This window comes from Pseudomonas paraeruginosa PA7 (assembly GCF_000017205.1).
Classification (GTDB): Bacteria; Pseudomonadota; Gammaproteobacteria; order Pseudomonadales; family Pseudomonadaceae; genus Pseudomonas; species Pseudomonas paraeruginosa.
In genome coordinates, this window is record NC_009656.1 from 2,442,898 (window position 1) to 2,467,082 (window position 24,185).

Below are 24,185 nucleotides of genomic sequence, written 5' to 3' on the forward strand. Positions count from 1 at the left end.
CATGAGCGATTCCGTTTGCCAATGCTGCGCCGCTGTCGAGGAGATGCGCGAGCACTGGAAGCTGATCGATTGCATCAAGGGCGGCACCTCGGCCATGCGCGAGGCGGGGGAGGCGTATCTGCCCAAGCGGCAGCTCGAGACGAGGGAGGACTATGAAGCGCGGCTGAAGCTGGCGACGCTGCACCCCGCGTTCGAGGAAACGGTCGGCGCCATGGTGGGGCGGGTGTTTGCGAAGCCGGTCGTGATCGGTGATGACGTGCCGCAGGAGATCGCCGACCTGCTGACCGACGTGGATACGGAGGGACGTGATCTGCAGGTGTTCGCCCAGGACTGGTTCCGCGGCGGGCTGGAGTATGGCCTGAAGTTCGCCCTGGTCGAGATACCGCAACGGCCAGAGGATCTGCCGAACACACGACAGGCCGAGCAACAGGCCGGCTTCAGGCCCTACGGGGTGCTGATCGAGCCTGGCCAGGTGCTGGGGTGGAAGACCGGCAAGGTTGCTGGTGTCGACAGCCTGACCCAGTTCCGTTTCCGGACGTGCCGGGTGGAGGAGGTGGACGAGTTCACCGACGAGTCCGTTGAGCAGATCCGCGTGATCGAGCCCCACCGGCATCGAGTGTTCGAGGAGGGCAAGGACGGGTGGGAGATGGTGTCGGACACGCCGAACACGCTCGGCTTCATCCCCTTGGTGCCGTATTACACCGCGCGTACCGGGTTCCTCACGGCGAAGCCACCACTGCTCGAACTCGCCCACCTGGTGGCAAAGCACTGGTGGCTCCAGTCCTCCCTGGACAGTCTGGTTGATGTCGCCTGCGTGCCGATCCTGGTGATGACTGGCGTCGACTCCGGCGACGAGCTGGCCATCGGCGCGCGCTCCGCGGTGAAGTTGCCTCGGGAGGCCGACATGAAGTACGTCGAGCACACCGGTGCCGCCATCAAGACCGCGCGGGAACAACTTGACTCACTGCAAGAGGAGATGCGGCAGGCCGGTGCGAAGCTGGTGGAGAAGTCTACCCAGGTCATGACGGCGAAGCAGTCTGGCGAGGAATCGGCGAAGGAGACCAGCAAACTGGCGATGATGTGCCAGGGCCTGCAGGACAGCCTGGTGCTGTTCTTATCGTACTTCTCCCTCGCACTGAACAACCGCGCCGAGGGCGGCACCGTGCAGCTCCAGCCGAATCTCGACCCGGATTACGCTCCGGCCGAGACCATGGGTGTGCTGCAGCGCATGCGTGATGGCGGCTCGTTGTCAGACCAAACCCTGTTCAATGAGGCCCAGCGGCGCGGCATGCTCGCCGAGGACCTGGACTGGGAGTCGGAGCAGGAGCGGATCCGCAACCAGGAGCCTGCGATATGACTCGCTTGGAGGTGCTGCTGGCGGAGCTGTATACCGACCATGGTATCGATCTGATCAGGACCACGGCGGGCATGTCGAAGGAAGTCGAGGAGAAAATTACCGAACTCGCCGAGGAGTTGGTGACGCTGCTGCAGGGCCGCCGGTTGCCGCTGAAGAACGTCAAGGAGGTCAACGCGATCCTCGACGAGGCGGCCAAGGCAATCAAGGCGCAGTACACCGAGATCGCTGCGGCGCATGATGCCAATCTGCGGCAACTCGCGGTCATCGAAGGAGGCTTCGCGTCGAGCTCAGTCAACAGCCTGGTGAGCCGGCCAATCATGCTCGGCGTCGGCAAGAACCGACTCAGCGCCGTGGTTGCGAATACGCTCATCGAGGGTGCGCCGACCAAACAATGGTGGCTCAAGCAGGCTGCGGATGTGTCGTTCCGGTTCGCTGGTGTGGTGCGCAATGGCTTCGTGAACGGCGAGACCACGGAACAGATGGTCACCCAGATCGTCGGCCGCCGGGCTCGGGGCGACCAACCGCCGGTGAAGGGCTTCATGGATGTCAGCAAGCGCGCGGCTCGGACCTTGGTCCACAACAGCGCCCAAGCGGTGGCCAATGGCGCCAGGATGGAGGTCTACAAGGCCAATTCTGGCGAGAATGGACCGGTGAAAGGGTATCGCCAGCTCAGCACCTTGGACTCGCACACCACGGAAATCTGCATGGTCTACGACCAGAAGACATGGGATCTGCAGTTCAGGCCTGTGGGGCACTCGTTGCCGTACAAGCAAGGTTGCCCGCGGCACTGGGGGTGTCGCAGTACCACTCTGCCTTGGCTGAAGACGATGCGTGAGCTAGGTATCGACGTCGACGAGGTGAAGAGCACCCGGGCGTCGATGGACGGCCAGGTGCCGGCCAGTCTGAACTTCGAGACATGGCTCAAGGGTAAGTCGAAGGCCTTCCAGGACGAGAAGCTGGGGTCCGGCCGCGCCGACCTCTGGCGCCGAGGTGTCATCACCTTGAGCGACCTGTTGGACCAGCGGGGCAACCCGCTGAGCCTGGCCCAACTCAAGTCGCTGTACGCGCCCGACTGATCTGATCACCAATTCGTGTAGGCCCCGGCAACGTCCGGGGCTTTTTTATGCCTGCGTTTCGGATGGAGCGGGGCGCCTTCCGGGCCGGATGGCCCATCGCAATGGCCGGATGGCCGGAGAAAGACGAGATGAAACTGAAGACTGTCGAAGTCGATGGCAAGCAATACGCCGAGGTCCAGGATGGCAAGCCGGTTTACGTGGAGGATGACGGCAAGGAGATCGCGTTCGATGCGGTCGGTACCCGAGCCACCATCACTCGCTTGAACGGAGAGGCCAAGCAGCACCGCGAGCGGGCGGAGAAGGCCGAGAAGATCGCAAAAGACTTCGAAGGCATCGAGGACCCGGCCGCAGCGCGTAAAGCCCTGGAAACCGTCGCCAACCTCGACGCGAAGAAGCTGGTGGATGCCGGTGAGATCGAGAAGGTGAAGGCTGAAATCGGCAAGGCCTACGACACCAAGCTGACCGAGGCCACCACGCGCGCGGAGCAGTTGGAGCAGCAGCTCTACGCCGAGAAGATCGGCGGCAGCTTCTCCCGCTCGAAGTTCGTGGCAGACCGCCTGGCTGTTCCGGCCGACATGGTGCAGTCCGTGTTCGGTAAGCACCTGAAAATCGAGGACGGCAATGTCGTGGCCTACGACGCCCACGGCAACAAGCTGTACAGCAAGGCCCGTCCCGGCGAGGCCGCCGACTTCGATGAAGCGCTGGAGATTCTCGTCGACCAGTACCCCTACCGCGACCAGATCCTGAAGGGCTCTGGCCACTCCGGCGGCGGAACGCCCCCGGGCGGCAAGCCCTCCGGCAGCACGGCCAAGTCGCTCGCCGACTGCAAGACCGAGGCCGAGAAGGTCGCCTACCTCGAAACGATCAAGTAAGGAGGCCACATGGCTTTCGATCTCGCTGTATTCAACAAGCAAACCTACACGGCTCTGACCGAAACCGTCGCCCAGGCGATCGACAAATTCAACCAGGCATCCGCCGGCACCATCGTCCTGCAGAACGCGCCGGCGCAGGGCGACTTCGACATCAAGGCCAGCTTCAAGCTGATCGCCAATCTGGTGCGCCGCCGCAACGTCTACGGCAACGGCGACGTGGCTGCGACTCGTCTGACGCAGTTGCTCAACGCCGCGGTGAAGGTCGCCGCCGGCACGCCACCGATCGAGTATGAGGCGGCCCAGTACAACTGGGTGTTGCAGAACCCGGCGTTGGCGGCCCTGACCATCGGTGAGCAACTGGGTAAAGCACGGGTCGCGGACATGCTGAACACCGCCATCCGCGGCGCGGTGGCTGCGATCAGTGGTCACACCGACGCGACCCATGGCAGCGCTACCGAGACCGCAACCTTCCGCACCCTGAACAAGGCGGCGTTCAAGTTCGGCGACCGCGCCAACGCCATCGCGGCCTGGGTGTTCCACTCCAGCGTGGTCAGCGATCTCTACGACAACGCTCTTGCGAACGCCGAGAACCTGTTCACCTACGACGGCGTGAACGTGATGCGCGACCCGTTCGGCCGCCTGTTCGTGGTGACCGACGCCGACTCGCTGATCGTGCCGGCTGGCGCCGACCCCGAGGCCAACCCGGCTTCGTTCCGCTCGCTGGGCCTGGTGCAGAGCTCGGTGCTGGTGACCGGCAACAACGACTTCGACGCTGTTCTGAACCGTACTACCGGCAAGGAGAACCTGGGTTCGGTTTACCAGGCCGAGTGGAGCTACAACCTGGGCGTGCTCGGTTACACCTGGAAGACCGGTACGGGCGGCGCTTCGCCGAACGATACCGCGATCGGCACCGCGGCGAATTGGGAGCGCACCGCCTCCAGCGTCAAGGACACCGCCGGCGTTCTCGTGCTGAGCAAGTAACCGCAGAGGGGCCGCCAGGCCCCTTTTCATGAGGTGGACAATGACCAAGAAGATTCTGTGGTTCGTAGCTGGCCCGGCGACCTCGGACCAGATGGACTACGCCCAACGCAATGGGCTGACGATTCGGGACCCGCTCGCCTATCGCCAGGGTGACTTCCTCGAACAGGCCGATGCGGTGGCCGGCGAGGTGCCGCGGGCATACTCGGCGGCCTACGCCCTGATCGAACTGCAAACCAGCGGTGCTGCGAAGGCTTCGGGCGGCCAGGACGGCGAGCCAACCCTCGACGAAATCAAGGCTGACCTGAAGACCCTCGGCGTTGCGTTCGATGGGCGTGCAGGCAAGGCTGCGTTGGCGAAACTGCTCGCCGAGGCGAAGGCGGCCCAGGAGCACTCGCCGTTGAACGACGAGCAGGTGCTGGCGCGTCTCGTTGAACTGGGTGTCGAGGTGCCGGAAGGCGCCACGCCCGATTCGCTGCGCGAGCTCCTGAAGGCGACCGAGGAGAAAGCCAATGGCGGTGGTGACTGAGGGTGACAGCGCCAACAGCTACGTCTCCGTCGACCAGGCTACCGAGTATCACGCTCAGCGCGGCAATGCTGCCTGGGCGTCGGCCTCCCATGACAGCCGCTCCTCGGCACTAATCAGGGCGACCGACTACATCGACCGCAGCTATCAATTCCGAGGCTCGAAGGTCGACCCGGACCAGCCGTTGGAGTTTCCACGCACCGGCCTGGCCTGGCCGAACCGGAAGCTGCAGGCCGCAACGTGCGAACTGGCCCTGTTGGCGCTCGACGGGCCGCTGGATACGGTACAGCAGGCCTCCGCCGTGAAATCCGAGACAGTGGGGCCCCTCACCACGGTCTACGCCGATCCGGTGAACCAGGGGCAGCCGCGCTACGTTGCAGTGGATCGGCTTCTGGAGGCGCTGACCGTCGGCGGCGGCATGTTCAACGTCAGGGTGTCGAGGATGAGCTGATGGCTGATATCTACGACCGTTCCCGGACGATGGCCATTCGTATGCTGGCACCGCGGAGTAAGGGCGGTAAGGGGCTTGAGCTACGCCTGACCAAGTTCGAGCAGGGCGAATACGACCCGGCTACCGGTGGAAGTCCAACCATCGAGCGCCGCTTCGATGGTTCCGGCATGCGCCAGGACTACGATGTGCGGGTTATCGACGGCTCGCTGATCCAACAGGGTGATGTCGAGATCATCATGTCTCCAGTGCAACTCGGGGGGCAGGACATGCCGGCGCCGAGGAACGGCGACCGTATCGAGTTCGACGGCGAGGCCTTCAAGGTGGTGACTGCGAAAGCCTGGAATTATGCCGGCCTGGACATCGGCATCGTCGCGCAGGCGAGGAGGTAGCGTATGGCCCGTGGCTCTCGCATGCGTCAACGCTACTCGGGGCGCCAGGGCAGCTTCGCTGCAGCGGTGGCGCAGTTCCGCGACCAAGCCTTGGCTGCCGGCGATGCGATCTACCAGCGGATCATGTTGGACCTGTCGGTCAAGGTGATCGAGAAATCTCCAGTCGGTGACCCGGAGCGGTGGGCCGCGAACGTCGCTTACCGCCAGAGGGCGAGCGCCGCGGCGGACCGCTACGACGAGAGCGTCGCGATTCGCAACACCCTGATCAACCTGAATCCGAGCAACTTCACCAGGAACGGGAATCTGCGTCGAGGCGTGAAGCACGCAAAGCCGCTGACCAAGGCGGAGCGTGACCAGAACTTCGATGTCAACGGGATGGTGGCCGGGCGCGGGTATGTTGGCGGACGCTTTCGGGCCAACTGGCAGTTCAGCATTGGCACGGCCGCACCGGGGGAGATTGATGACATCGACCCGACTGGCAGCAAGGCAATTTCTGCAGTGACCGCTGGGGTCCAGCCGCTGAAGCTCGGTGATACCGCCTATCTGGTGAACAACCTGCCGTATGCGGTACCGCTCGAGTACGGGCACTCCAGCCAGGCGCCGGCTGGCATGGTCCGGGTGACCATCGCTGAATTCCAGCAGATTGTGGAGGCCGCCGTCAGGGCGAACCAGGTATGAGTCACGAGATCATTCAGCAACTGTTCGAGGCTCGCCTGGACGTCTGGGCGAAGGCCAAGGGTATCCCGGTCGCGTACCCGAATGTGACGTTCGAACCGACGCCGGGTGCCATCTATCTGCGCTGCTTCACGCTGCCCGCTGGCACTACCAGTAGCGACTTGGGCGGCTACCACCGGGGCTTCACCGGTGTGTTCCAGATCAGCATCGTGGTCCCTGGTGGGCAGGGCACCGGCGTTGCCGCAGACATCATCGCCGGGTTGGGTCAGCAGTTCCCTCTCTACAGCGAGTTGTCCCGCCCCGGTTTCTCTGTGCAGGTGGTGAGCCCCCCAGCGCCGGGACCCTGGATATCGGGGGACATCGCCGATACCAAGCCAGTCTCCATCGGCTATCGCGCCGACATCTTCTGATCGCCCGCATGGGCACACCAGCACCCGCCATGAGCGGGTTTTTTCATTTCCACACGAGGAAAACTCCATGTCCGCAAGCCTCCCCAACGGCGCGCTGCTGGCCATTGCTGCCACCTACGGCCCGGCTATTCCGGTTACCGCTGTCTCCAACGCCAAGCCAGCGGTTGCTACCGCAGATGCTCACGGCCTGCTGGTCGGTGACGTCGTGTCGCTGGTGTCCGGCTGGACCGGCCTGAACGGCCGAGCCGTCAAGGTCGCAGCTTCCACCGAGGACACCTTCTCCCTGGGCAATATCGATACCACGGATGTGATCCGCTACCCGGCCGGTGGCGGCATCGGTTCGGCGAAGAAGGTCCTCACCTGGCAGCAGATCCAGCAGGTGATGAACCCGACCACCTCCGGCGGCGAGCAGCAGTTCGTCCAGTACCAGTACCTCGAGGACGATGACCAGCGCCAGTTGCCTACCTTCCGCAACGCGCAGTCGTTCTCGATGCCGATCGCCGACGACCCCAACTTGCCGCAGTGGGCGGTGATTGAGGCGGCGGACCAGAGTAAGGCGCTGCAGGTGATCCGCCTGACGCTGCGCAACGGATCGGAGGTTTTCTACAACGGCTACGTCTCGGTCAGCGACACCCCGACCCTGAACGTCAACGAAATCATGACCCGGACCCTGACCATCGCTCTCGATGGCCGTCCGGTTCGCTACAACCCGGCCCCCTAAGGAACTGTCATGGCGAAGAAGTTCAGCATCGCGCAGGCGCCCACCTTCGAATCCAGTGTGGAGATTCCCCGCCTCGGCGGGGAGTCCATCAAGGTGCCATTCACCTTCAAGTACCTGGATCGTGAAGCGCTGGCCGACCTCTACAGCAGTTGGGGAGAGCGGTTCGAGCGCCTGGTCGAGGAGACTCGCGAGCAGTCTCTGGAAGCGTTCACCACGGCTCAGATCGACCTCCAGGTCGAGCAGGTACAAGCCGTTGTGGCCGGGTGGGGGTTCGACGAGGCGTTCACCGAGGCCAACGTCCGGCTGCTGGTGTCCTCCCTGGTCAGCGTGCCCGAGGCCATCCTCGAGGCTTACCAGAGCGCCTACAGCAGAGGGCGCTTGGGAAACTGAAGCGCGCCGCACAAGAACTCTATCGGCCTGCAGCCAGCGCCCAGGAGCTGGCGCGGTTCGGATTGTCGCCGGATGACTTCGACGAAAGCGACGAGCAGATGGAACTCTGGCCCTGCAACTGGACGGCCTTCATCGTCTTCGAGGCGATGAGTACCCAGTGGCGGGCTGGCATGTGTGGCGCAACGGGCCTGGACTACACCGCTTTGCCGGTGGTGATGCAGATGTGCGGCGTAGCCGCTGGTGAGCAAGCCGCGGTGTTCGCAGATATCCGGGTAATGGAAGACGCCGCTCTGCGGACCTTCCGCGAGCAGAGGGAGTCGGGATGAGCAACTTCGCCGAACTGGGCATCAAGGTCGATTCGAGCCCGGCCGCCAAGGCGGTCGAGGACCTCGACAAGCTGGTCGACTCCGCCGATCAGGCCGAACAGGCGATCGACAACCTGTCCGACGCCAGCAAGGGCCTCGAGCAGGCCACCAAGGGAGTTTCGCGCGCGGAGGAGGATGCTGCGCGCAGTGTCGACAAGGCGGCCGGTGCGCGTGAACGCCAGGCTGCTGCCAGCCGGAAGGTATACGACAGCGCCGCTGGCGAGATATCCATTATCAGCCAGTTGGAACGGGCGCTCTCCGGAAACGTCGCCAACATCGATGATCTGATTCGCGCCGAGAGCTTGCTCGAGCGGGCGCGCAAGGCCGGCCTGACCACGCTGCAGGACGAAGCGCAGTATCAGGATCGCCTGGGTGCGGCCTATGACCGGTTGCAGAAGGCGGAAACCAAGGAGGCCGCCGAGAAGCAGCGCCTGGTCGCGGCGCAGAACCGTCAGATCGAAGCGATGCAACGCACGGTCAACAGCATCGATCCGGTGACCGCCGCGTTGGCCAGGCTTGAGAAGCAGGAAGCCGCGTTGCGTGGGCTGCGCGCCGCCGGCGGGCTGGATGACGCCGGATTGGCCGCCGGCCTGGAGAAGATCGCGGCGAAGCGGCGGGACATCGAAGGGACCGGCGGCGCGATCAACAAGCTCGGGCTGACCAGCAAGGAAGCGCGCGAGAACGTGCTGCAGTTGGGTAACGCCCTCTCCACCGGTAACTGGCGGGTCGCCGCCCACAACATCGCCGAGATCGGTGTGAACGCCGGCGGCGCCGCTCGCGGTGTTATCGGCGTCCTGGCCCCGATTGGGCTGCTGGCAGCGGCGATCGGTGGTGTGACTGCGGCGGCGTACCTGGGAAGCAAGGAACAGGGCGAATACAACAAGGCGCTGATCATGACCGGCAACTACGCTGGTACCAGTGCCTCTGGACTGGGCGAAATGGCGCGCCAAGTCAGCAATACGGTTGGCACGACCGGAGCTGCTGCCGAAGTGCTGGCCACCCTGGCGGGCAAGGGAGACTTGGCCAGCGAAAGCTTCGTTGCCATCACTCAGGCCGCGCTGTCGATGGAAGAGGCGACTGGCCGCGCGGTGGGGGATACCGTCGCCGAGTTCGTGAGGCTGGGAGAGGACCCTGTGAAGGCCTCGAAGGCCCTGAACGAGCAGTACAACTACCTCACCGCATCCGTCTACTCGCAGATCAAGGCGCTGGAGGAGCAGGGGGATCACGCCGGCGCGGTGAAGCTGGCGACCGAGGCCTACGCTGACGCAATCAACCAGCGGACCCCGAAGATTCTGGAGAACCTGGGTTGGATTGAGCGTGCTTGGGATGGAGTCGCACGTGCTGCGAAGCGCGCATGGGATGATGCCAAGAGCATTGGTCGCCAGGACATCGACTCCCAGATCGCCGACGTGGAGCGGCGCCTTGCCCAGTTCGATCAAGGTGGTTTCGGCCTGGTCGGCAACCGCGACGAGAGCCGGAACCGCCTGCGCGAAGAGCTCGACATGCTCCGCGAGCGGAAGAAGGCGATGGAGGACGATGCCAGAACCGCCGGCGAGCGCGCTCGGGCTGAACAGGCCGCCCAGAATGCTATTGACCGGATCGACGCTCGTTCCAGGGCGGCGCTGACCAACCAGCAGAAGCGCGCCAAGGAGTTGGAGCAGTACAAGAAGGATCTACAGGCGATCCGCGAGGTGAACCCGAACGATGACCGCCTGCAGCAGGCGACCATCGATCGCGAGATCGCCAACATCAACGCCAAGTACAAGGACCAGAAGGGCTCCGCCGGTTCGGTGGATCTACGCGCGGCCAACGCCGCGAAGAACAGCTTGGCCGAGATCACCGCGACCTACCGTAATGCGCAAAAGGAATTGGAGGCATCCCAGCGCGCAGGCGTGATCAGCGCGGAAAGTTACGCGCAGCAGCGCATCTCGATCATCCAGCAGGAGCGGGATGAGGTCACCCATGCCTACGAGCGTGAAATCGCAGCGCTGGAGGCTGCCAGGGCGAAGCAAGGAACCTCGGCTGCTCAGCGAATCCAACTCGACCAGAAGATCGCCGACGCCAGGACGGCGCTGGTCAAGGCGCAGCAGGACGCCGATTCACAGCTCAACCAGATCGAACTCAGCGAGCAGGGGCGGCTACGGCGACAGGAGCAGTCAGTGCAGCGCTATACGCAGGCGCTGCAGGCGCAGGTCGATGCGTTGCGCCTGGAGGGCGAGCGCGCTGCGGCCGGAGTCAGTATGGGCGGACGAGAGCGGTCCCGCTTCGAGCAGTTGAACAGTCTCGACGACCGCTACAACCAGCAACTGATGGACCTGGAGAACCAGCGCTCCGATCCCAGTCGGCAAATGTCGGACGAGGAGTACGAGAAACGTCTGGCTGCGCTCAGAAAGGCGCATCAGGACCTGCGAGACACCGTGGTCAGCAACTACGACCAGATGACCGCAGCCCAGTCAGACTGGAGCAACGGAGCGAGCGGAGCCTGGAACGACTATCTCGAAAGCGCCAGGAATGTTGCTGGGCAGACGCATGATCTGTTCACCAACGCGTTCCGCGCTATGGAGGATGCAGTCGCTACCTTCGCCACGACCGGCAAGTTGTCGTTCTCCGACTTCGCCAAGAGCATCCTGGCGGACATGGCGCGGATTGCAACGCGCGCCGCTGCCTCGCAGGCCCTTTCGTCCCTCTTCGGCGGCTTCTTCGGCGGTGGAAACGCTGCCGCGCAGTCGGGTGTCGACAACCTGGTGAGCAACAGCGGGCTGTTCGCCAACGGTGGTGCGTTCGCCGGCGGCGTGCAGATGTTCGCCACTGGCGGGGCCTTCACCAACAGCGTGGTCAGCACGCCTACTGCGTTCGGCATGAGCGGCGGCCGCCTGGGTGTGATGGGCGAAGCGGGGCCAGAGGCAGTAATGCCGCTGACCAGAACTTCGTCCGGCGCCCTCGGTGTGCGCGCTATGGGCGGTGGTAGCTCGCAGATCAACGTCGAGGTGAACATTGCCTCGGATGGTTCAGCCAACGTCTCCAGCAGCCAGCCTGGCCTGGACCAGTTCGGTCGCGACATCGGGACGTTCGTCGAGCAGAAATACCGACAACTCCTGGCGCGTGATCTGCGGCGTGACGGTGCGATCGGCCGCGCCATCAACGGGTAGAGCACATGGCAATCGAAACCTTCACTTGGGCCACCGAGAGCGGTGGCGAGGGCGACATAACCTTCGCCACCAGGTCCGCGCAATTCGGTGACGGCTACAAGCAGTTGGTGAGCGAAGGTCTGAACAGCAAGTCCCAGAGCTGGCCGGTGTCCATCACCGGGCCGGCGGCGACCATCAAGGCCGTGATGGACTTCCTGGACCGCCACACCGGAGCGCGTGCATTTCTCTGGACGCCGCCCTTGGGCGGCCTGGGCTTCTACACCTGTGCGGGCTACCGGCCCGTCAACCTCGGCGGCCGGGTCTACCGGCTGACCGCGACCTTTGAACAGGCATTCCATCCATGACACTGATCACCGATATCCAGAAGCTGGAGCCGGGCGGCGAGGTCGTGCTGTTCGAGCTCGACGGCAGCAACTTCGGCGCCGACGTGGTCCGGTTCCACGGTCACGCTATCCCGCACAGTCCGCAGGAACTGACCGCCGCCGGCGCCAACGCCGACCAGTTGCCGGCGAAATCGATCTGGTGGCAGGGCCACGAATACGCGGCCTGGCCGGTACAGATCGAGGGCATCGAGGCCAACAGCGATGGTACTGCGGCGCGGCCGAGCTTCACCGCCGGCAACGTCAATGGCCGGATTACGGCGCTCTGCCTGGCGTTCGAGGACCTGCTCCAGTTCCGCCTCACCATCCGGACGACGCTGGCGAAGTATCTGGACGCGGCGAACTTCCCTGGCGGCAATTCCGACGCTGATCCCTCCCAGGAGATCGTCGAGATCTGGTACTTGGACCAGAAAACCAACGAGGACGGCCAGTACGTGGCTTGGGAACTGGCCTCGCCAGGCGACGTTGGCGGCGAGCAGGTCGGCCGGCAGATGACCACCCTGTGCCATTGGGCGATGACGGGCGGGTATCGCGGACCCGACTGCGGCTACACCGGCCCGTACTTCGACATCGACGGCAACCCCACCGATGATCCAGCCCGGGACGAGTGTGATGGCTGCCTGGGCACCGGTTGCATCCCGCGCTTCGGTGAAGGCAACCAACTGCCCTTCGGCGGCTTCCCTGCCGTCTCGATCATCGCCAGGAGCTGACCATGCTCAAGCACATCCTGTCTGCCGTGCAGAAGCATGCTGCGGCAGAGTATCCGCGCGAGTGCTGCGGACTGATCATCCGTTCTGGCCGGAGCCAGCGATACGTTCCCTGCGAAAACACCGCTTCCGACGCCGGTGAGGAGTTCCGCATCGCACCGGAGGCGTATGCAGAGGCAGAGGATCAGGGAGAGATCGTCGCCGTGGTGCACAGCCACCCCGATGCCACCAGCCGACCGAGTGCCGCAGATGTCGCGATGTGCAACGCCTCGGGCCTGACATGGCACATCCTGAGCTGGCCGGAGGGCGACCTGCGTACCATCGAGCCCGTCGATCAGGTGCCGCTGCTCGGGCGCGCATTCGTGCATGGGGTGCAGGACTGCTGGCAGGTCTGCTCGGACTGGTACCAGAGGGTGTGGGGCATCGAGTTCCCGCACTTCGAGCGTGCCGATGGCTGGTGGGAGCGGGCAGACGGTCCAAGCCTCTACGAGCAGCGGTTCGAGGGGGCCGGCTTCATCCGGGTGGACCGGCCGCAGCGCGGCGACATGATCGTGATGGCGGTGGGGCGCACCGCGCACCCGAACCACGCCGGGATCTACCTGGCGGACGACCCATCACTACCTGGCGAGGATGCGCAGCACTTCGGCGCCGGGCCGTTCCTGATGCACCACCTGTATGGGAAACCCTCAGAAATCATCGTCTTCGGCGGGCCGTGGCTCGATCGGATGCGACTGGTGCTGCGGCACCGAGAATCGCTGAACGACGCACGTCGGCAAAGTCAACCGGAAAATCCACGGTAGACCTCCCGGCATTTCTTTGGTGACGGAAAAAAAATACTCCGGGCACCTACCGGGTATTTCTTGCGGCAATCGAAAAACCAACTGGTCAGACTTTCTTCACCGGCCAAAAAAGCAAAACCCCCGAGAGCTGGCCGGCTTCGGGGGTTTTTGTTTCCACCCCTTGGGAAGGACAAGGAGCAGAACATTGTTCAATTATAGACCCAAGCATCGGGTCAAGGTAGATGGAAAAATGAACGCAACTGATGCCGGAATCGTTGGTAAGCGCCTGGCCAACGCCGCACTCATCCTAGCCACAGGCGTAGCTATTGCATCCATCATAGCAGCCATCGGAGTTGCGCTGGGTTGATAGACCAGTCGCGGCTGTAGGGAGCCTTGGAGGCAGGTCTGCAAGGAGGTAAATCTGTTACTTACCGTCCTTCTCGCGCCCCTCTCTCAATAGGCGAACTTCTTCGGCTAGTTCGTGAATGATTTTGAACAGCTCTTTCGGGGACGGACCGGCAAAAAAGGTTCGCTCGGTACCGTCTTCCGATATGGAGACACCACGAACTGGTCGATCGATGTTGCTATCCAAGTCAAAGCTAGACTCGAGGCGAGCAACGATCTCCGCATTGAGAGATCGGTGATTCTGGCTGGCGGCTTCCTCAACCTTCGCCCGGAGGGCTGGCTGCATACGGAGTCCGAATGGATTTATGTTGCGGATCAGGTCGTCGTCTTTCATAGCTACACACTGTAACCACTTTTTTTGTTGACACATAGACACACGATGTTATCGTTACATCGTGTAGTCACTGCGTGCAACCTACTGGAGAGCCAAATGGAAGAGATCATGCGCACCCAGGTGCGAATCCCGCGAGACCTGATGGAGTGGCTGAAGCAACAGGCGAAGGAGCAGAGTCGCTCGATGAATGGGCAGCTTGTTGAAGTGCTGAAGCTGGTAAAGCGAGGACAGGCAAATGCCTGAAATGAAGAAGCCCCAGGTGCTGCAACACCCAGGGCTTCGGGGAAACGTCGAAATCTACGAGGAAAACAACGTCATGCACGATCATAGCACAACGACCGCTCAGGTCATCCCGTTCCGCCAGAAGGAACTCCTGCTGGTGGGCAATGCAGGGGAGCCCTTCGTGCCGATGAAGCCGGTGGTGGAGGGCATGGGGCTGGCCTGGCAGAGCCAGCACCGCAAGCTGATGGCAGGGCGGTTCGCCTCAACCATCACCGAAATGGTGATAGTTGCCCAAGACGGGAAGCAGCGTGAAATGACCTGCCTCCCGCTCCGCAAGCTCACCGGCTGGCTGATGTCGATCCACCCGAACAAGGTCCGCCCGGCGCTGCGCGAGGGCATCATCGCCTACCAGAACGAGTGCGACGACGTGCTCTGGGCCTACTGGAACGAGGGAGCCGCTGTTCGGCGTGATGACCGGACCGCGGCCAGCGTACTCGCCACCACAATCGGAACCGATGGCTTCCACTGCCTGGCTGCCGTCGTCGATGGCAAGGTGCGGCGCCTGCCGTCGGCGATTCGCCGAGGTGCCAAGAACCACCTCTGGAGCCAGGTGCACAAGGCATTCAGCGTCGTGACCGCCGAGGATATTCCGGCCGACCAGCTCGACAGTGCGCGGAACTTCATCGCCGCCTACGCCTTGGAAGGCGAGTGGCTGCCGAAGGATAGAGTCGCGTCGGCCGTCGACACCTGCTCGTGGTCGAACATTGCGTTTCTGGTCGACTGCGTGGAGAAGTGCTGGAAGATCGTTGAGAGCCGTCGCCTGGCCACTCATCTCAGCGGGCTCGGTTGTAATGCTGGCGTCGAGTTGGCGGGCTTTCTGTGGGAAGGGCTGGGTTCCGCAGCGCACGTGAGGAAGTACTGTGCCAAGCAACTGAACTGGCCGACGCGGGCTTCGGCATGAGCATGGAACTGCTCATCCTAGGGTATGGGCCGTAAACGGCATGGAGAGAGCGCCTTCAGGCGCCCTCTCTGTTTCTGCCGAATGAGCCCTGGGTTTTGATGCTGGCTATTTGGTATCCTCCGCCACAATTATATTGTGGAGAGTCGTATGGATGCCGACGAAAAGAAATGCCCCTTCTGCGCTGAAGTAATCAAGGCTGAAGCGATTAAGTGCAGGTACTGTGGCGAAGCACTTAATGAGGAAGTAGGGCTGCCGCAAAATCTTCAAAAGCCCACTGTGGGGGCTGCAAAGAAATTACTGGTCTGTTTAGTGTTAATACCAATAGGCGCTCTGGTGCTTCTCCTAGTTCTTGGTGCAATTCTAGAAAGCACAGAGACCCCTGAGTCCAGGGATAAGGATAGGGCTCGAGTAGCTATCGATTTGTGCTGGAAAGATGTTGATGATCGACTTTTAGACATGTCGGCTAGGCGTTTCGCTAAGTCGGTATGCCAGAAACTGGCTGCTGATTATGAGGCGAAGTACGGTCGATCATCCTTCATACGGAAGGAATGAATAATCGCATAAACCGCCTCCGGGCGGTTTTTTATTACCTGGAGAAACGCATGACCGCCGCAGCGCACCACACTCCGATGACCACCATCAAACTCTACGGCGCGCTCCGGCAGTTCGGCCGGGAGTACCGTATGCTCGTCGGGTCGACTGCGGAAGCGATCAAGGCCTTGTGTGTGCAGATTCCTGGCCTCGAGCGCTTCCTCGCCAATGCCCACCTGCGAGGCATGGAGTTCGCGGTATTCCGCGGGAAACGGAACATTTCCCAAGATGAGCTGCAGTTCGGGGGCGCCGAGGAAATTCGCATTGCTCCGGTCATGCATGGCCGGAAACGTGGCGGGTTGGTGCAGTCGATTGTGGGCGTTGCCCTTATCGTAGCGGCGACCATCATGGCCGGCCCTGGTGGGTTTGCCGCTGCTGGTGGTCTGACTGGGGCGATGGGGACCGCCGGTGTGGCGATGGCGATCGGCGGCGTCATCCAAATGCTCAGCCCCCAGGCCCAGGGCCTGAAGCAGAGCGCGGCGCCTGAGAACCAGCCCAGCTACGCCTTCGGCAGCGCCAGAAACACTACCGCCAGCGGGAACCCGGTGCCGATCTGCTATGGGAAGCGCCGCTGGGGCGGGGCGATTATTTCGGCGTCGATTTATTCGGAAGACAAAATTTAATTAGGAATGTTTTCTTGCTTGTTTAGAGAATATCTGTAAGAGAATTTTTTGCCATATATAGATCTGAAGTCTATTTGATAGTCGAAACTTGTGTTTGGCGGCTGTAATGTTGCGAATATAAGCCTTGAGGTCGTGCACTCTTTGTTGTCGTGGATATCTACAAGGATGATTTCCTCCCCTGTTTTTAGTGAGTCGTTGGGGCGAGGCATTCCGGCAATTGCGCAGTATGGGGGCACTCCTTGTTTAGCTAGTGCGTGTAGAATGTTTCCATCTATTTCCTTGCCATTCTCGTAGAATGTTACTTTGTCTATATATGCTGGCCCTAGTCCGTTATTGAATATTATCATTTTGTAATCATCTTTAAGGGATAGGTATGAGTTTACCCTTGGTTCGACGCTTATGTAGTTGTGTTCCTTAAGTGTATAGGCTTGATATGCGCTTAGGGTTACGGCAGTTATTGAAGTGATCAGGGCGCACCACTCAATCCAGTGTGATCGTGAGGCCTTCTCTTGGTTGCTCATGATTTTCATTCCTTGAAAGTGAAGTTGAATTTCCAATTTATATAGATAAACCCGCTAAGTGAATTTCTACTAGCACTTTAGATAGCCCGCTTATGTGCGAGCTATTTCATGCCCGGAGGAAAGCATGGGCGCAGTTCACCAGCACCTAGCCGGCCGCAAGGGCGGCAGTAGCAAGCCGAAACAGCCGGTCGAGGCACCCGACAGCCTGCGCTCGGTCGCGATGGCCAAGATCCTGCTCGCCGTGGGCGAGGGCGAGTTCGCCGGCGTTCCGAGCGAGCGCGACATCTACCTCGACAACACCCCGCTGATGGACCCGAGCGGTAACCTGAACTTCCCGAACGTTAAGTGGGAGTGGCGCGCGGGAGCGGTGGACCAGGACTACATCCCGGGCATCCCTGCCGTTGAGAACGAAACCAGCGTCAATGTCGAGTTGCGCAGCGATACGCCCTGGGTGCGCTCGCTGAGCAATACCCAGCTTTCCGCAGTGCGTCTGCGCTTCGCCTGGCCGGCGCTCCAGCAGCAGGACACCAACGGCAACATCGGCGGCTACCGGATCGAATACGCCGTAGATCTGGCCACCGACGGAGGCGCCTATCAGGAGGTGCTGCGCGAGGCCGTCGATGGCAAGACCACCACCCGCTACGAGCGCTCCCGCCGGATCGACCTGCCGGTGGCCACTAGTGGCTGGCAGTTGCGCGTGCGGCGCCTGACGCCGAACCAGAACAACAACCGTATCGCCGACACCATGCTGATCGCCGGCTACACCGAGGTGATCGACGCGAAGCTGCGCTACCCGAACACTGCGCTGCTGTACGTCGAGTTCAGCGCAGAGCAGTTCAGCAACATCCCGGCTGTCACAGTCGACTGCCGCGGGCGGAAGGTTCAAGTGCCGAGCAATTACGATCCAGAGAGTCGGGCCTACCTCGGCATCTGGGACGGCACGATGAAACAGGCCTGGACCGACAACCCGGTCTGGCACACCTACGACATCGTGACCAACGATCGTTTCGGTGTGGGTAAACGCATCAAGGCCTGGATGGTCGATCGCTGGGAGATGTACCGGATTTCCCAGTACTGCGACCAGTTGGTGCCGGATGGGAAGGGTGGCCAGGAGCCGCGACACACCTGCAACCTGAACCTGCAAAGCCGCGCCGGGGCCTGGGAGCTGCTGCGCGACCTCACCGCTATCTACCGCGGCATGGCGTACTGGGCCCAGGGCCAATTGAAGATCCAGGCGGATATTCCGCGCGCCACCGACGTCGATTTCGCCTACACCCGGGCCAATGTCATCGACGGCCGCTTCAGCTACGGTTCGGCCAGTGAGCGCACTCGCTACAGCCGTGCCTTGGTCAGCTACGACAATCCGGCGAACAACTACGACACCGACGTGGCTGTGGCCACCGATAAGCGCCTGCAGCGGCGTTACGGCGACAACCCGGTCGAGGTGGCAGCCATTGGCTGCACCCGCGAGAGTGAGGCCCAGCGGCGCGGAAAATGGGCGATCCTGACCAACAGCCAGGATCGCACGGTAACGTTCCGTACCGGGATGGATGGAGCGATACCGCTGCCGGGATGGGTGATTCCGGTGGCTGATGCGCTGTTGGCTGGACGGGAGATCGGCGGGAGGATCTCTGCGGTTGCTGGCCGAGCGATCACCTTGGATCGTGACACCCAGGTGAAAGCTGGCGACCGGCTGTTCCTGAACCTGCCCAGTGGTAAGGCTGAGGCGCGAACCGTGCAGACGGTCGCCGGGCGCGCGGTGACCGTGACGACAGCCTACAGCGAGACCCCGCTACCGGAACTGGTCTGGACCCTCGATGCCGCCGACCTGGCGGTGCCGCTCTACCGTGTGATGAAAGTCAGCCAGCCGGAGCGGGGTGTCTTCGAGATCACCGCTCTGCAGTACGAGCCTGGGAAGTTCTCAGCGATCGACACTGGCGCTAAGTTGGAGAGCCGCCCGATCAGCGTCATCCCGATCACCACGGTGCCTCCGCCGGCGAGCGTCACGCTGACCTCGCACTACCAGTTCGATCAGGGGTTGGCGGTAAGCACGATGACCATCGCCTGGCCCCCCGTGGAAGGGGCTGTCGCCTACGACGTGGAGTGGAAGAAGGACAGCGGCAACTGGATCCGCCTGCCGCGTGCCGGCACCACCAGCGTCGATGTGACCGGCATCTACGCTGGTGGCTATCTGGCGCGGGTGCGCGCGGTGTCGGCGTTCGACATCACGTCGGTCTGGAAGAGTTCGATCCTGACCCAGCTCAGCGGTAAGACCGGCGCGCCGCCGACGCTGGCGTTCCTGCGTACCACCAGCGGACCGTGGAAGATCGGCCTGGAATGGGGATTCCCGGCCAGTGGCGCAGCGGACACCGCCTACACCGAGATCCAGCAGTCGGTCACCCCGGGCGGCAGCGACCAGAACGCAACTGCCCTGGGCTTGTTTGCGTACCCGACCGACACCCACACGCTGACCTCGCTGGCGGCCGGCACTCGCCTGGCCTTCCGCGGGCGGCTGATCGACCGGACCGGCAATGTCGGCCCCTGGTCGGCCTGGGTCGACGGCATAAGCTCGACGGATGCGAGCGAGTACAACGAGCTGATCACCAGGGAGTACGTCGAGTCCGCGCTGGGCGAGCAGTTCTTCGCCGACATCGATCAGATGCAGGTCGATATCACTGGCCTGCAGGACCAGATCGACAATCTGACCGATGTGCTGGCCTACGACCCGACGAAGCCCTACGCGAAGAACGATGTCGTGCGGGTCGGCAACCGGCTGTATCAAGCGAAGCAGGCGGTGCCGCTCAACGCCTCGCCGCCGAACGCGACCTACTGGGCCGACATCGGACAGTCGATCGAGACGGCCAACGGCTTGGCCCAGCAGGTGGCCACCAACACCGCGGATATCACCGAGCTCGACGGTAAGGTCGAGGCGGCTGCTTCGAGCCTAGATGTTCTGCAGGTTGCTGCCCGCCGGGAGCCGGCGACCGGAGAGAAGGCCGATGCGCTGAAGGGCTGGGACACCATTGCTCGAGCCGCCACCGAAGTCACCGTGCGGGCGAACGAGGACGAAGCGCAGGCGAAGCGGACGAGCCTGTTGGAGGCCAGGACGGCAACTGCAGAAGGGCGCATTACCACCGTTGAGCAGGTGACCGCTAGCGACAGACAAGCCACTGCCCAGCGCATCGACCAACTGTCAGCGGAGGTGGGTAGTAACAGTGCGGCAATCCAGACGACGTCCCAGGCAGTGGCCTCCCTGGATGGGAACGTTCAGGCGCTCTACAGCGTGAAGCTCCAGGCGCATGCCAACGGCCAGAAGTACGCCGCTGGCTGGCAACTGGGCTTCGACAGCGGTACCAGCGTGACGACCATGGCGTTCCAGGCTGATCGGTTCCTCTGGTTCAACAGTTCCAGCGGGCAGACCGTGGCGCCGGTCTCGATCGTCGGCGGCCAGATGTTCATCAACAACGCGATGATCCAGGACGGCTCGATCACCAACGCGAAGATCGGCAACGTGATTCAGTCGACCGCCCTCGGTGCCAACGGCGAGCCGCTGTGGAAGCTGGATAAAGCGGGGAGCTTGACGATGAACAGCGCTACGTCCGGTGGTTTCATGAGGCAGACAGCGGAGGCCACCAAGGTCTACGACGCGAATCTTGTGCTGCGGGTACAGATCGGGAATCTCGACGTATGAGTTACGGCATCCGCCTGAGAAATGCGGCCGGTTCCATCCTGATGGAGCTCACCGGCCAATCGGCGCGCACGGTTTACCGGCAGTCGCTCGGCGCCATCACCAATGGGATGACGGTGACGGTGCCGGGTTTCGATCCTGCGCGCGGTGTTGTGTTCATCATTGCGAGCGGAAACGCATTCGGTGAAGTGCCCCTATACACAATTTCCGGAAACGTGGTGACGTTCCACTGGAACGGTTCATCCGGAACAACCTATGTACTGCATGCGGTGATGTTCTCATGAGCTACGGAGTATTAATTCGCGGGGATACTGGGCAAACAATAATCGACGACAGTAATCCATGTATTCACTTCGCTGCGTCGGGAGCTTATGGACATACGACCGGCAGAGAAACTGTTATTCAATATGCCTCTCCAATACAGTCCCCGTATGAGCCGTATGTCTTCGTGCGCCCAAATGGTCCGCATCAAATCTATTTGTTCAGACATATCGGCGCCCCGGGGAACTGGACTGGATTTGCATTCTGGCAGACGATCTATCTGGACGTGGGCCCTCCAATCTACGGCGGAAAGTGGAAAGCTGGCGCGGTCATGTTGCCGAAAACCGGTGGGTGGGGAATGCAGGTTTTCGACTCCCAGTCGCGTGTGATGTTCGACAGTAACCGGGACATCGTTCGCTATGTCGGTGGCGCACAGGTTTGGAATAAGTATTCGTACAACCCGAACTGGCCAGGCGGGATGGCACTACAAACGTGGTATCTGCCGTTCACATATGGAGTTGAGGCCTACTTCCAAGTCAGCCATTTCAATGTCAAAGCATTCATAACGTTAGAAGCACCGCGCATAGGTTTTCTTGAGAACTCAATGAGCTTGATATTTGTTTCATCAATTGTTCGGTCGGAAACTAATCAGCAATTCAATTGGCCGCTTATTGTAGTGGCGTAAATATATCTGGAGGACTATATGGCTTGGTATTCCACAGGCACGGTTGCTGTCACGCTGAACTCGCCGACAGTCACCGGCACTGGGACCGCATTCTCCGCCAACGTCCGGGTCGGCGATGCTTTTCGAGGCCCCGATGGACGTTGGTACGAGGTCACAAACGTCGCCAGTTCGACGGTCATTTCGATCAAGCCCAACTACCAGGGCGGCGCGGCTAGCGGCCAGTCCTATGCGGTGGCGCCGATGCTGGGCTACGACAAGGACCTGTCAGATCGTTTCAACCAGATCGCGATGGATTGGGGAGCGACGCTGGCAGGCATAAAGCCCTGGGCGCTCTCTGCAAATGCCGCAGCGGCGCGGGGGGATCTCGGCCTCGGCAGCGCGGCGGTACGGGAGGCACTTGGTAGCTCGGGGGCTTTGTACTCTCGAGACAGTATTCTCGGCACGGTTTCGCAGGCGAGCGGCGTACCCACCGGTGCGGTGATCCAGTGCGGGAGCAACGCGAACGGAGAGTTCGTGCGGTTTGCGGACGGAACTCAGATATGCGCTGGCGTTAGCAGTACCGCTTTGGTGTGCAGCGTTGCGACCGGGGGTGGGTTTCAGTCGGGGGGCGTTGCTGCGCTCTATTTTCCTGCTGCGTTTTCTGCTGCGCCATCTGTTTCACCGGTTCCGGCGTTTAGAGAGGGCGCAACAGCTCGTGCATGGCTTTCGATGAACCCTCCGTCGGCTTCTGTTGTGACGCTGATTTCTCACGGATTTGTTGATAGGGCCGAGGTTATGCCCGGATACATCGCGTTTGGGAGATGGTACTGATGATCATCACATTGTCACCGTACTATCCGCTGCCAGGCAGCGGCGAGCACCTATCGCTGAGCAGGGCTGGCGATGTGCTCACCGTGAACGGCCAGGCGTTCGACTTCACTCCGTTACCGGAGGGTGGCGAACTGCCGGCCGAGGCGATTGGATCAGAGTGGTTCGCTGGTCCCGCAGTGCGACGTGCCGACCGGCTGGAACTGAGCCTGCGGTTCCCGCTGGCTGATGATGCAAGTGCCGCCGCTCGCATCCCTGAACCGTTGCTGATCGATGCCGATGGACCTGTGGAGTTACCGCGATGATCGACTGGAGCAAGGTAAAGACCGCTGAACAGCAGGCGCAAGAGCGCAGGCAGGCTGAGTACGATGCCGCAGCCGTGGCGCGGGCAAATGCATACCGCCTGGAGAGTGACCTGCTCAAGACCGAGGCTGAATTCGATGCGATCAAGGCCGGTACCGAGCCGGACTACTCTGCCTGGATCGCCAAGGTCGAGGAGATCAAAGCACGTTTCCCGTTGCCAGATTAAACCTGACAAAACCTATCGACGAACGAAAGCCCGCCCTGCGCGGGCTTCGTCGTTTTTGGAGCACATATGCCTATCACTGAGCAGCAGCTGCTGCAGATATTTCCGAACGCCGGCCCGCAAGCCGGCGTTTTTGTTGGTGCGCTGAACCGCGGGATGACTCGCTTCGGTATCACTTCGCTGGTGCGCGCGGCGGCGTTCCTCGCCCAGGTCGGCCACGAGAGCGCCCAGCTGACCCGCCTGATGGAAAACCTCAACTACAGCGCGCGGGGCCTGGCGGCGACCTGGCCGAGCCGTTATCGCGATGCCGACGGCCAGCCCAATGCCCTGGCGCAGCGCCTGGCGCGCAACCCCCGGGCCATCGCCGACAACGCCTACGCCGCGCGCAACGGCAACGGAGACGAGGCGTCCGGCGACGGCTGGCGGTACCGCGGGCGCGGCCTGCTGCAGATCACCGGCCGGGCGAACTACCGCGCCGCCGGCGTCGGGCTGGGCCAGCCGCTGGAGCAGGAACCGGAGCTTCTCGAGCAACCGGAGTGGGCGGCGATCTCGGCGGCCTGGTGGTGGTCGACGCACGGCCTGAACGACCTGGCCGACCGCGGCGAGTTCGCCGCCATCACTCGGCGCATCAACGGCGGCACGAACGGCCAGGCGGAGCGCCTGGCGCTGTGGGAGCGGGCGAAGAGGGTGCTGTCGTGATCCCTTGGCGCTGGGCAACCATCGCGCTGGCCTGCCTGCTGCTGGTCGGCCTCGGTGCCGTTGGCGGTGTCTGGCTCGGCGCGCGGCACTACCGCCCGCAACTCGACGCCGCGCGGTCGGACCTGGTTGCCTGCCGTGCCGCCCGGGGAGAGTTGGAGGCCGCAGTGGCGGAGCAGGGCAGGCAGGTCGTCGCGCTGCGCCTGGCCGGCGAGCAGCGCGCCCGGGATGCCGCGCAGGCTGTGGATCGGGGGCGGCAGCAGGCCGCCGAACAGTATGCCGCGGCACAGCGCCTGCTGAGCCAGAGAACTGCCGGCGAGCAGTGCGCGGCCGCCGAGGCGGTCATCGATCGGGAGCTGGGTCTATGAGGGCGGTGCTGATGTTGGTGGTATTCGCGCTGGCGGGATGCGCCGGCCGGCAGGACGCCGAGCCGCGCACGGTGCGCGTAGAAGTGCCCCTTGCTGTGCCGTGCCGAGTGTCGGCGGTGGAAGTGCCGGCATGGGCAGCGGCAGGACTGAAGAAGAGCGACGATCTCCAGACCAAGGTCCGTGCGCTGCTGGCCGAGCGGCGGCAACGGATCGGTTACGAGGCGCAGCTCCTGGCTGCGAATCAGGCCTGTCAGGATTAGGAGTAGACTACG

Annotated in this window: 31 protein-coding genes; 29 read left to right on the plus strand and 2 right to left on the minus strand. The window is 62.5% G+C overall.

What is annotated here, in order from left to right; all coding sequences use genetic code 11:
• Position 1 precedes the first annotated feature (1 nt).
• The 16 genes from PSPA7_RS11530 (at position 2) to PSPA7_RS11605 (ending at position 13,246) form a co-directional block, all read left to right on the plus strand.
• Positions 2-1,357: a DUF4055 domain-containing protein gene (locus PSPA7_RS11530; RefSeq protein WP_003451684.1), complete on the plus strand. Its 1,356-nt coding sequence runs from the start codon at positions 2-4 to the stop codon at positions 1,355-1,357.
• Positions 1,354-2,433 carry a putative phage head morphogenesis protein gene (locus PSPA7_RS11535; RefSeq protein WP_012075329.1) on the plus strand — a complete coding sequence of 360 codons (1,080 nt, stop codon included), beginning with the start codon at positions 1,354-1,356 and terminating at the stop codon, positions 2,431-2,433. Before PSPA7_RS11530 ends, PSPA7_RS11535 begins: the two co-directional genes overlap by 4 nt.
• 128 nt (positions 2,434-2,561) lie before the next feature.
• Positions 2,562-3,305 (plus strand): DUF6651 domain-containing protein, encoded by a 744-nt coding sequence (locus tag PSPA7_RS11540; RefSeq protein ID WP_003103389.1) that lies wholly within the window; start codon positions 2,562-2,564, stop codon positions 3,303-3,305.
• 9 nt (positions 3,306-3,314) lie between these two features.
• A complete protein-coding gene (locus PSPA7_RS11545) occupies positions 3,315-4,286 on the plus strand; it encodes a major capsid protein (RefSeq protein WP_012075331.1) in 972 nt (323 codons plus the stop codon).
• A gap of 40 nt (positions 4,287-4,326) precedes the next feature.
• The gene (locus tag PSPA7_RS11550; protein ID WP_012075332.1) at positions 4,327-4,812 is read left to right on the plus strand and encodes a hypothetical protein; all 486 of its coding nucleotides are present in this window, start codon (positions 4,327-4,329) and stop codon (positions 4,810-4,812) included.
• On the plus strand, positions 4,796-5,260 hold the full coding sequence (locus PSPA7_RS11555; RefSeq protein WP_012075333.1) for a DnaT-like ssDNA-binding protein: 465 nt from the start codon (positions 4,796-4,798) through the stop codon (positions 5,258-5,260). Before PSPA7_RS11550 ends, PSPA7_RS11555 begins: the two co-directional genes overlap by 17 nt.
• Positions 5,260-5,649, plus strand: coding sequence for a hypothetical protein (locus PSPA7_RS11560; RefSeq protein ID WP_041025322.1), 390 nt, complete (start codon positions 5,260-5,262; stop codon positions 5,647-5,649). The genes PSPA7_RS11555 and PSPA7_RS11560 overlap by 1 nt, the downstream gene beginning before the upstream one ends.
• A 3-nt stretch (positions 5,650-5,652) precedes the next feature.
• Positions 5,653-6,327, plus strand: coding sequence for a hypothetical protein (locus tag PSPA7_RS11565; RefSeq protein ID WP_012075335.1), 675 nt, complete (start codon positions 5,653-5,655; stop codon positions 6,325-6,327).
• Entirely contained in the window at positions 6,324-6,734 is a 411-nt protein-coding gene (locus tag PSPA7_RS11570; RefSeq protein WP_012075336.1) for a phage tail terminator-like protein, read from the plus strand. The genes PSPA7_RS11565 and PSPA7_RS11570 overlap by 4 nt, the downstream gene beginning before the upstream one ends.
• Before the next feature lie 67 nt (positions 6,735-6,801).
• Positions 6,802-7,455 (plus strand): phage tail protein, encoded by a 654-nt coding sequence (locus PSPA7_RS11575; protein WP_012075337.1) that lies wholly within the window; start codon positions 6,802-6,804, stop codon positions 7,453-7,455.
• Positions 7,456-7,464: 9 nt separating this feature from the next.
• Positions 7,465-7,845 carry a phage tail assembly chaperone gene (locus PSPA7_RS11580; protein ID WP_003103406.1) on the plus strand — a complete coding sequence of 127 codons (381 nt, stop codon included), beginning with the start codon at positions 7,465-7,467 and terminating at the stop codon, positions 7,843-7,845.
• A 62-nt stretch (positions 7,846-7,907) separates the two neighbouring features.
• The gene (locus PSPA7_RS11585; RefSeq protein ID WP_012075338.1) at positions 7,908-8,171 is read left to right on the plus strand and encodes a DUF1799 domain-containing protein; all 264 of its coding nucleotides are present in this window, start codon (positions 7,908-7,910) and stop codon (positions 8,169-8,171) included.
• Positions 8,168-11,359: a phage tail tape measure protein gene (locus PSPA7_RS11590; RefSeq protein WP_012075339.1), complete on the plus strand. Its 3,192-nt coding sequence runs from the start codon at positions 8,168-8,170 to the stop codon at positions 11,357-11,359. The genes PSPA7_RS11585 and PSPA7_RS11590 overlap by 4 nt, the downstream gene beginning before the upstream one ends.
• A gap of 5 nt (positions 11,360-11,364) precedes the next feature.
• On the plus strand, positions 11,365-11,703 hold the full coding sequence (locus PSPA7_RS11595) for a phage tail protein (RefSeq protein ID WP_012075340.1): 339 nt from the start codon (positions 11,365-11,367) through the stop codon (positions 11,701-11,703).
• Entirely contained in the window at positions 11,700-12,449 is a 750-nt protein-coding gene (locus tag PSPA7_RS11600; RefSeq protein WP_012075341.1) for a phage minor tail protein L, read from the plus strand. The genes PSPA7_RS11595 and PSPA7_RS11600 overlap by 4 nt, the downstream gene beginning before the upstream one ends.
• A gap of 2 nt (positions 12,450-12,451) precedes the next feature.
• Positions 12,452-13,246, plus strand: a complete 795-nt coding sequence (locus PSPA7_RS11605; protein WP_012075342.1) for a C40 family peptidase — start codon at positions 12,452-12,454, stop codon at positions 13,244-13,246.
• 403 nt (positions 13,247-13,649) lie between these two features.
• Here the strand turns inward: PSPA7_RS11605 and PSPA7_RS11610 are convergent, their stop codons facing one another.
• Positions 13,650-13,964: an Arc family DNA-binding protein gene (locus tag PSPA7_RS11610; RefSeq protein WP_041025323.1), complete on the minus strand. Its 315-nt coding sequence runs from the start codon at positions 13,962-13,964 to the stop codon at positions 13,650-13,652.
• A 96-nt stretch (positions 13,965-14,060) separates the two neighbouring features.
• Between PSPA7_RS11610 and PSPA7_RS30955 the strand changes: the two genes are divergently transcribed.
• The 4 genes from PSPA7_RS30955 to PSPA7_RS11625 all read left to right on the plus strand — a co-directional run bounded on the left by PSPA7_RS30955 (position 14,061) and on the right by PSPA7_RS11625 (position 16,361).
• A complete protein-coding gene (locus PSPA7_RS30955) occupies positions 14,061-14,207 on the plus strand; it encodes a ribbon-helix-helix domain-containing protein (protein ID WP_012075345.1) in 147 nt (48 codons plus the stop codon).
• Positions 14,200-15,147, plus strand: a complete 948-nt coding sequence (locus tag PSPA7_RS30440; protein WP_012075346.1) for a phage antirepressor N-terminal domain-containing protein — start codon at positions 14,200-14,202, stop codon at positions 15,145-15,147. Before PSPA7_RS30955 ends, PSPA7_RS30440 begins: the two co-directional genes overlap by 8 nt.
• A gap of 147 nt (positions 15,148-15,294) precedes the next feature.
• The gene (locus tag PSPA7_RS31990) at positions 15,295-15,699 is read left to right on the plus strand and encodes a hypothetical protein (RefSeq protein ID WP_071536558.1); all 405 of its coding nucleotides are present in this window, start codon (positions 15,295-15,297) and stop codon (positions 15,697-15,699) included.
• A gap of 50 nt (positions 15,700-15,749) precedes the next feature.
• Positions 15,750-16,361, plus strand: coding sequence for a tail assembly protein (locus tag PSPA7_RS11625; protein WP_041025324.1), 612 nt, complete (start codon positions 15,750-15,752; stop codon positions 16,359-16,361).
• Here PSPA7_RS11625 and PSPA7_RS31995 read toward each other — a convergent pair.
• Complete coding sequence (locus tag PSPA7_RS31995) at positions 16,358-16,882, minus strand: hypothetical protein (RefSeq protein ID WP_138009452.1); 525 nt, start codon at positions 16,880-16,882, stop codon at positions 16,358-16,360. The genes PSPA7_RS11625 and PSPA7_RS31995 overlap by 4 nt on opposite strands.
• Positions 16,883-17,006: 124 nt before the next feature.
• Here PSPA7_RS31995 and PSPA7_RS11630 point away from each other — a divergent pair, with 124 nt between their 5' ends.
• From PSPA7_RS11630 to PSPA7_RS11665, 9 genes are all read left to right on the plus strand, one after another.
• Entirely contained in the window at positions 17,007-20,573 is a 3,567-nt protein-coding gene (locus PSPA7_RS11630; protein WP_012075348.1) for a TipJ family phage tail tip protein, read from the plus strand.
• On the plus strand, positions 20,570-20,854 hold the full coding sequence (locus PSPA7_RS11635; protein ID WP_004349473.1) for a hypothetical protein: 285 nt from the start codon (positions 20,570-20,572) through the stop codon (positions 20,852-20,854). Before PSPA7_RS11630 ends, PSPA7_RS11635 begins: the two co-directional genes overlap by 4 nt.
• On the plus strand, positions 20,851-21,516 hold the full coding sequence (locus PSPA7_RS30960; RefSeq protein WP_071536557.1) for a hypothetical protein: 666 nt from the start codon (positions 20,851-20,853) through the stop codon (positions 21,514-21,516). Before PSPA7_RS11635 ends, PSPA7_RS30960 begins: the two co-directional genes overlap by 4 nt.
• An 18-nt stretch (positions 21,517-21,534) precedes the next feature.
• On the plus strand, positions 21,535-22,326 hold the full coding sequence (locus PSPA7_RS11640; RefSeq protein WP_041025325.1) for a hypothetical protein: 792 nt from the start codon (positions 21,535-21,537) through the stop codon (positions 22,324-22,326).
• Entirely contained in the window at positions 22,326-22,628 is a 303-nt protein-coding gene (locus PSPA7_RS11645; protein WP_012075349.1) for a hypothetical protein, read from the plus strand. The genes PSPA7_RS11640 and PSPA7_RS11645 overlap by 1 nt, the downstream gene beginning before the upstream one ends.
• On the plus strand, positions 22,625-22,852 hold the full coding sequence (locus PSPA7_RS11650) for a hypothetical protein (RefSeq protein ID WP_012075350.1): 228 nt from the start codon (positions 22,625-22,627) through the stop codon (positions 22,850-22,852). The genes PSPA7_RS11645 and PSPA7_RS11650 overlap by 4 nt, the downstream gene beginning before the upstream one ends.
• A gap of 66 nt (positions 22,853-22,918) precedes the next feature.
• Positions 22,919-23,548 carry a glycoside hydrolase family 19 protein gene (locus PSPA7_RS11655; protein ID WP_012075351.1) on the plus strand — a complete coding sequence of 210 codons (630 nt, stop codon included), beginning with the start codon at positions 22,919-22,921 and terminating at the stop codon, positions 23,546-23,548.
• On the plus strand, positions 23,545-23,913 hold the full coding sequence (locus tag PSPA7_RS11660) for a hypothetical protein (protein WP_012075352.1): 369 nt from the start codon (positions 23,545-23,547) through the stop codon (positions 23,911-23,913). Before PSPA7_RS11655 ends, PSPA7_RS11660 begins: the two co-directional genes overlap by 4 nt.
• On the plus strand, positions 23,910-24,173 hold the full coding sequence (locus PSPA7_RS11665) for a hypothetical protein (RefSeq protein ID WP_041025326.1): 264 nt from the start codon (positions 23,910-23,912) through the stop codon (positions 24,171-24,173). The genes PSPA7_RS11660 and PSPA7_RS11665 overlap by 4 nt, the downstream gene beginning before the upstream one ends.
• The last annotated feature ends 12 nt before the right edge of the window (positions 24,174-24,185 follow it).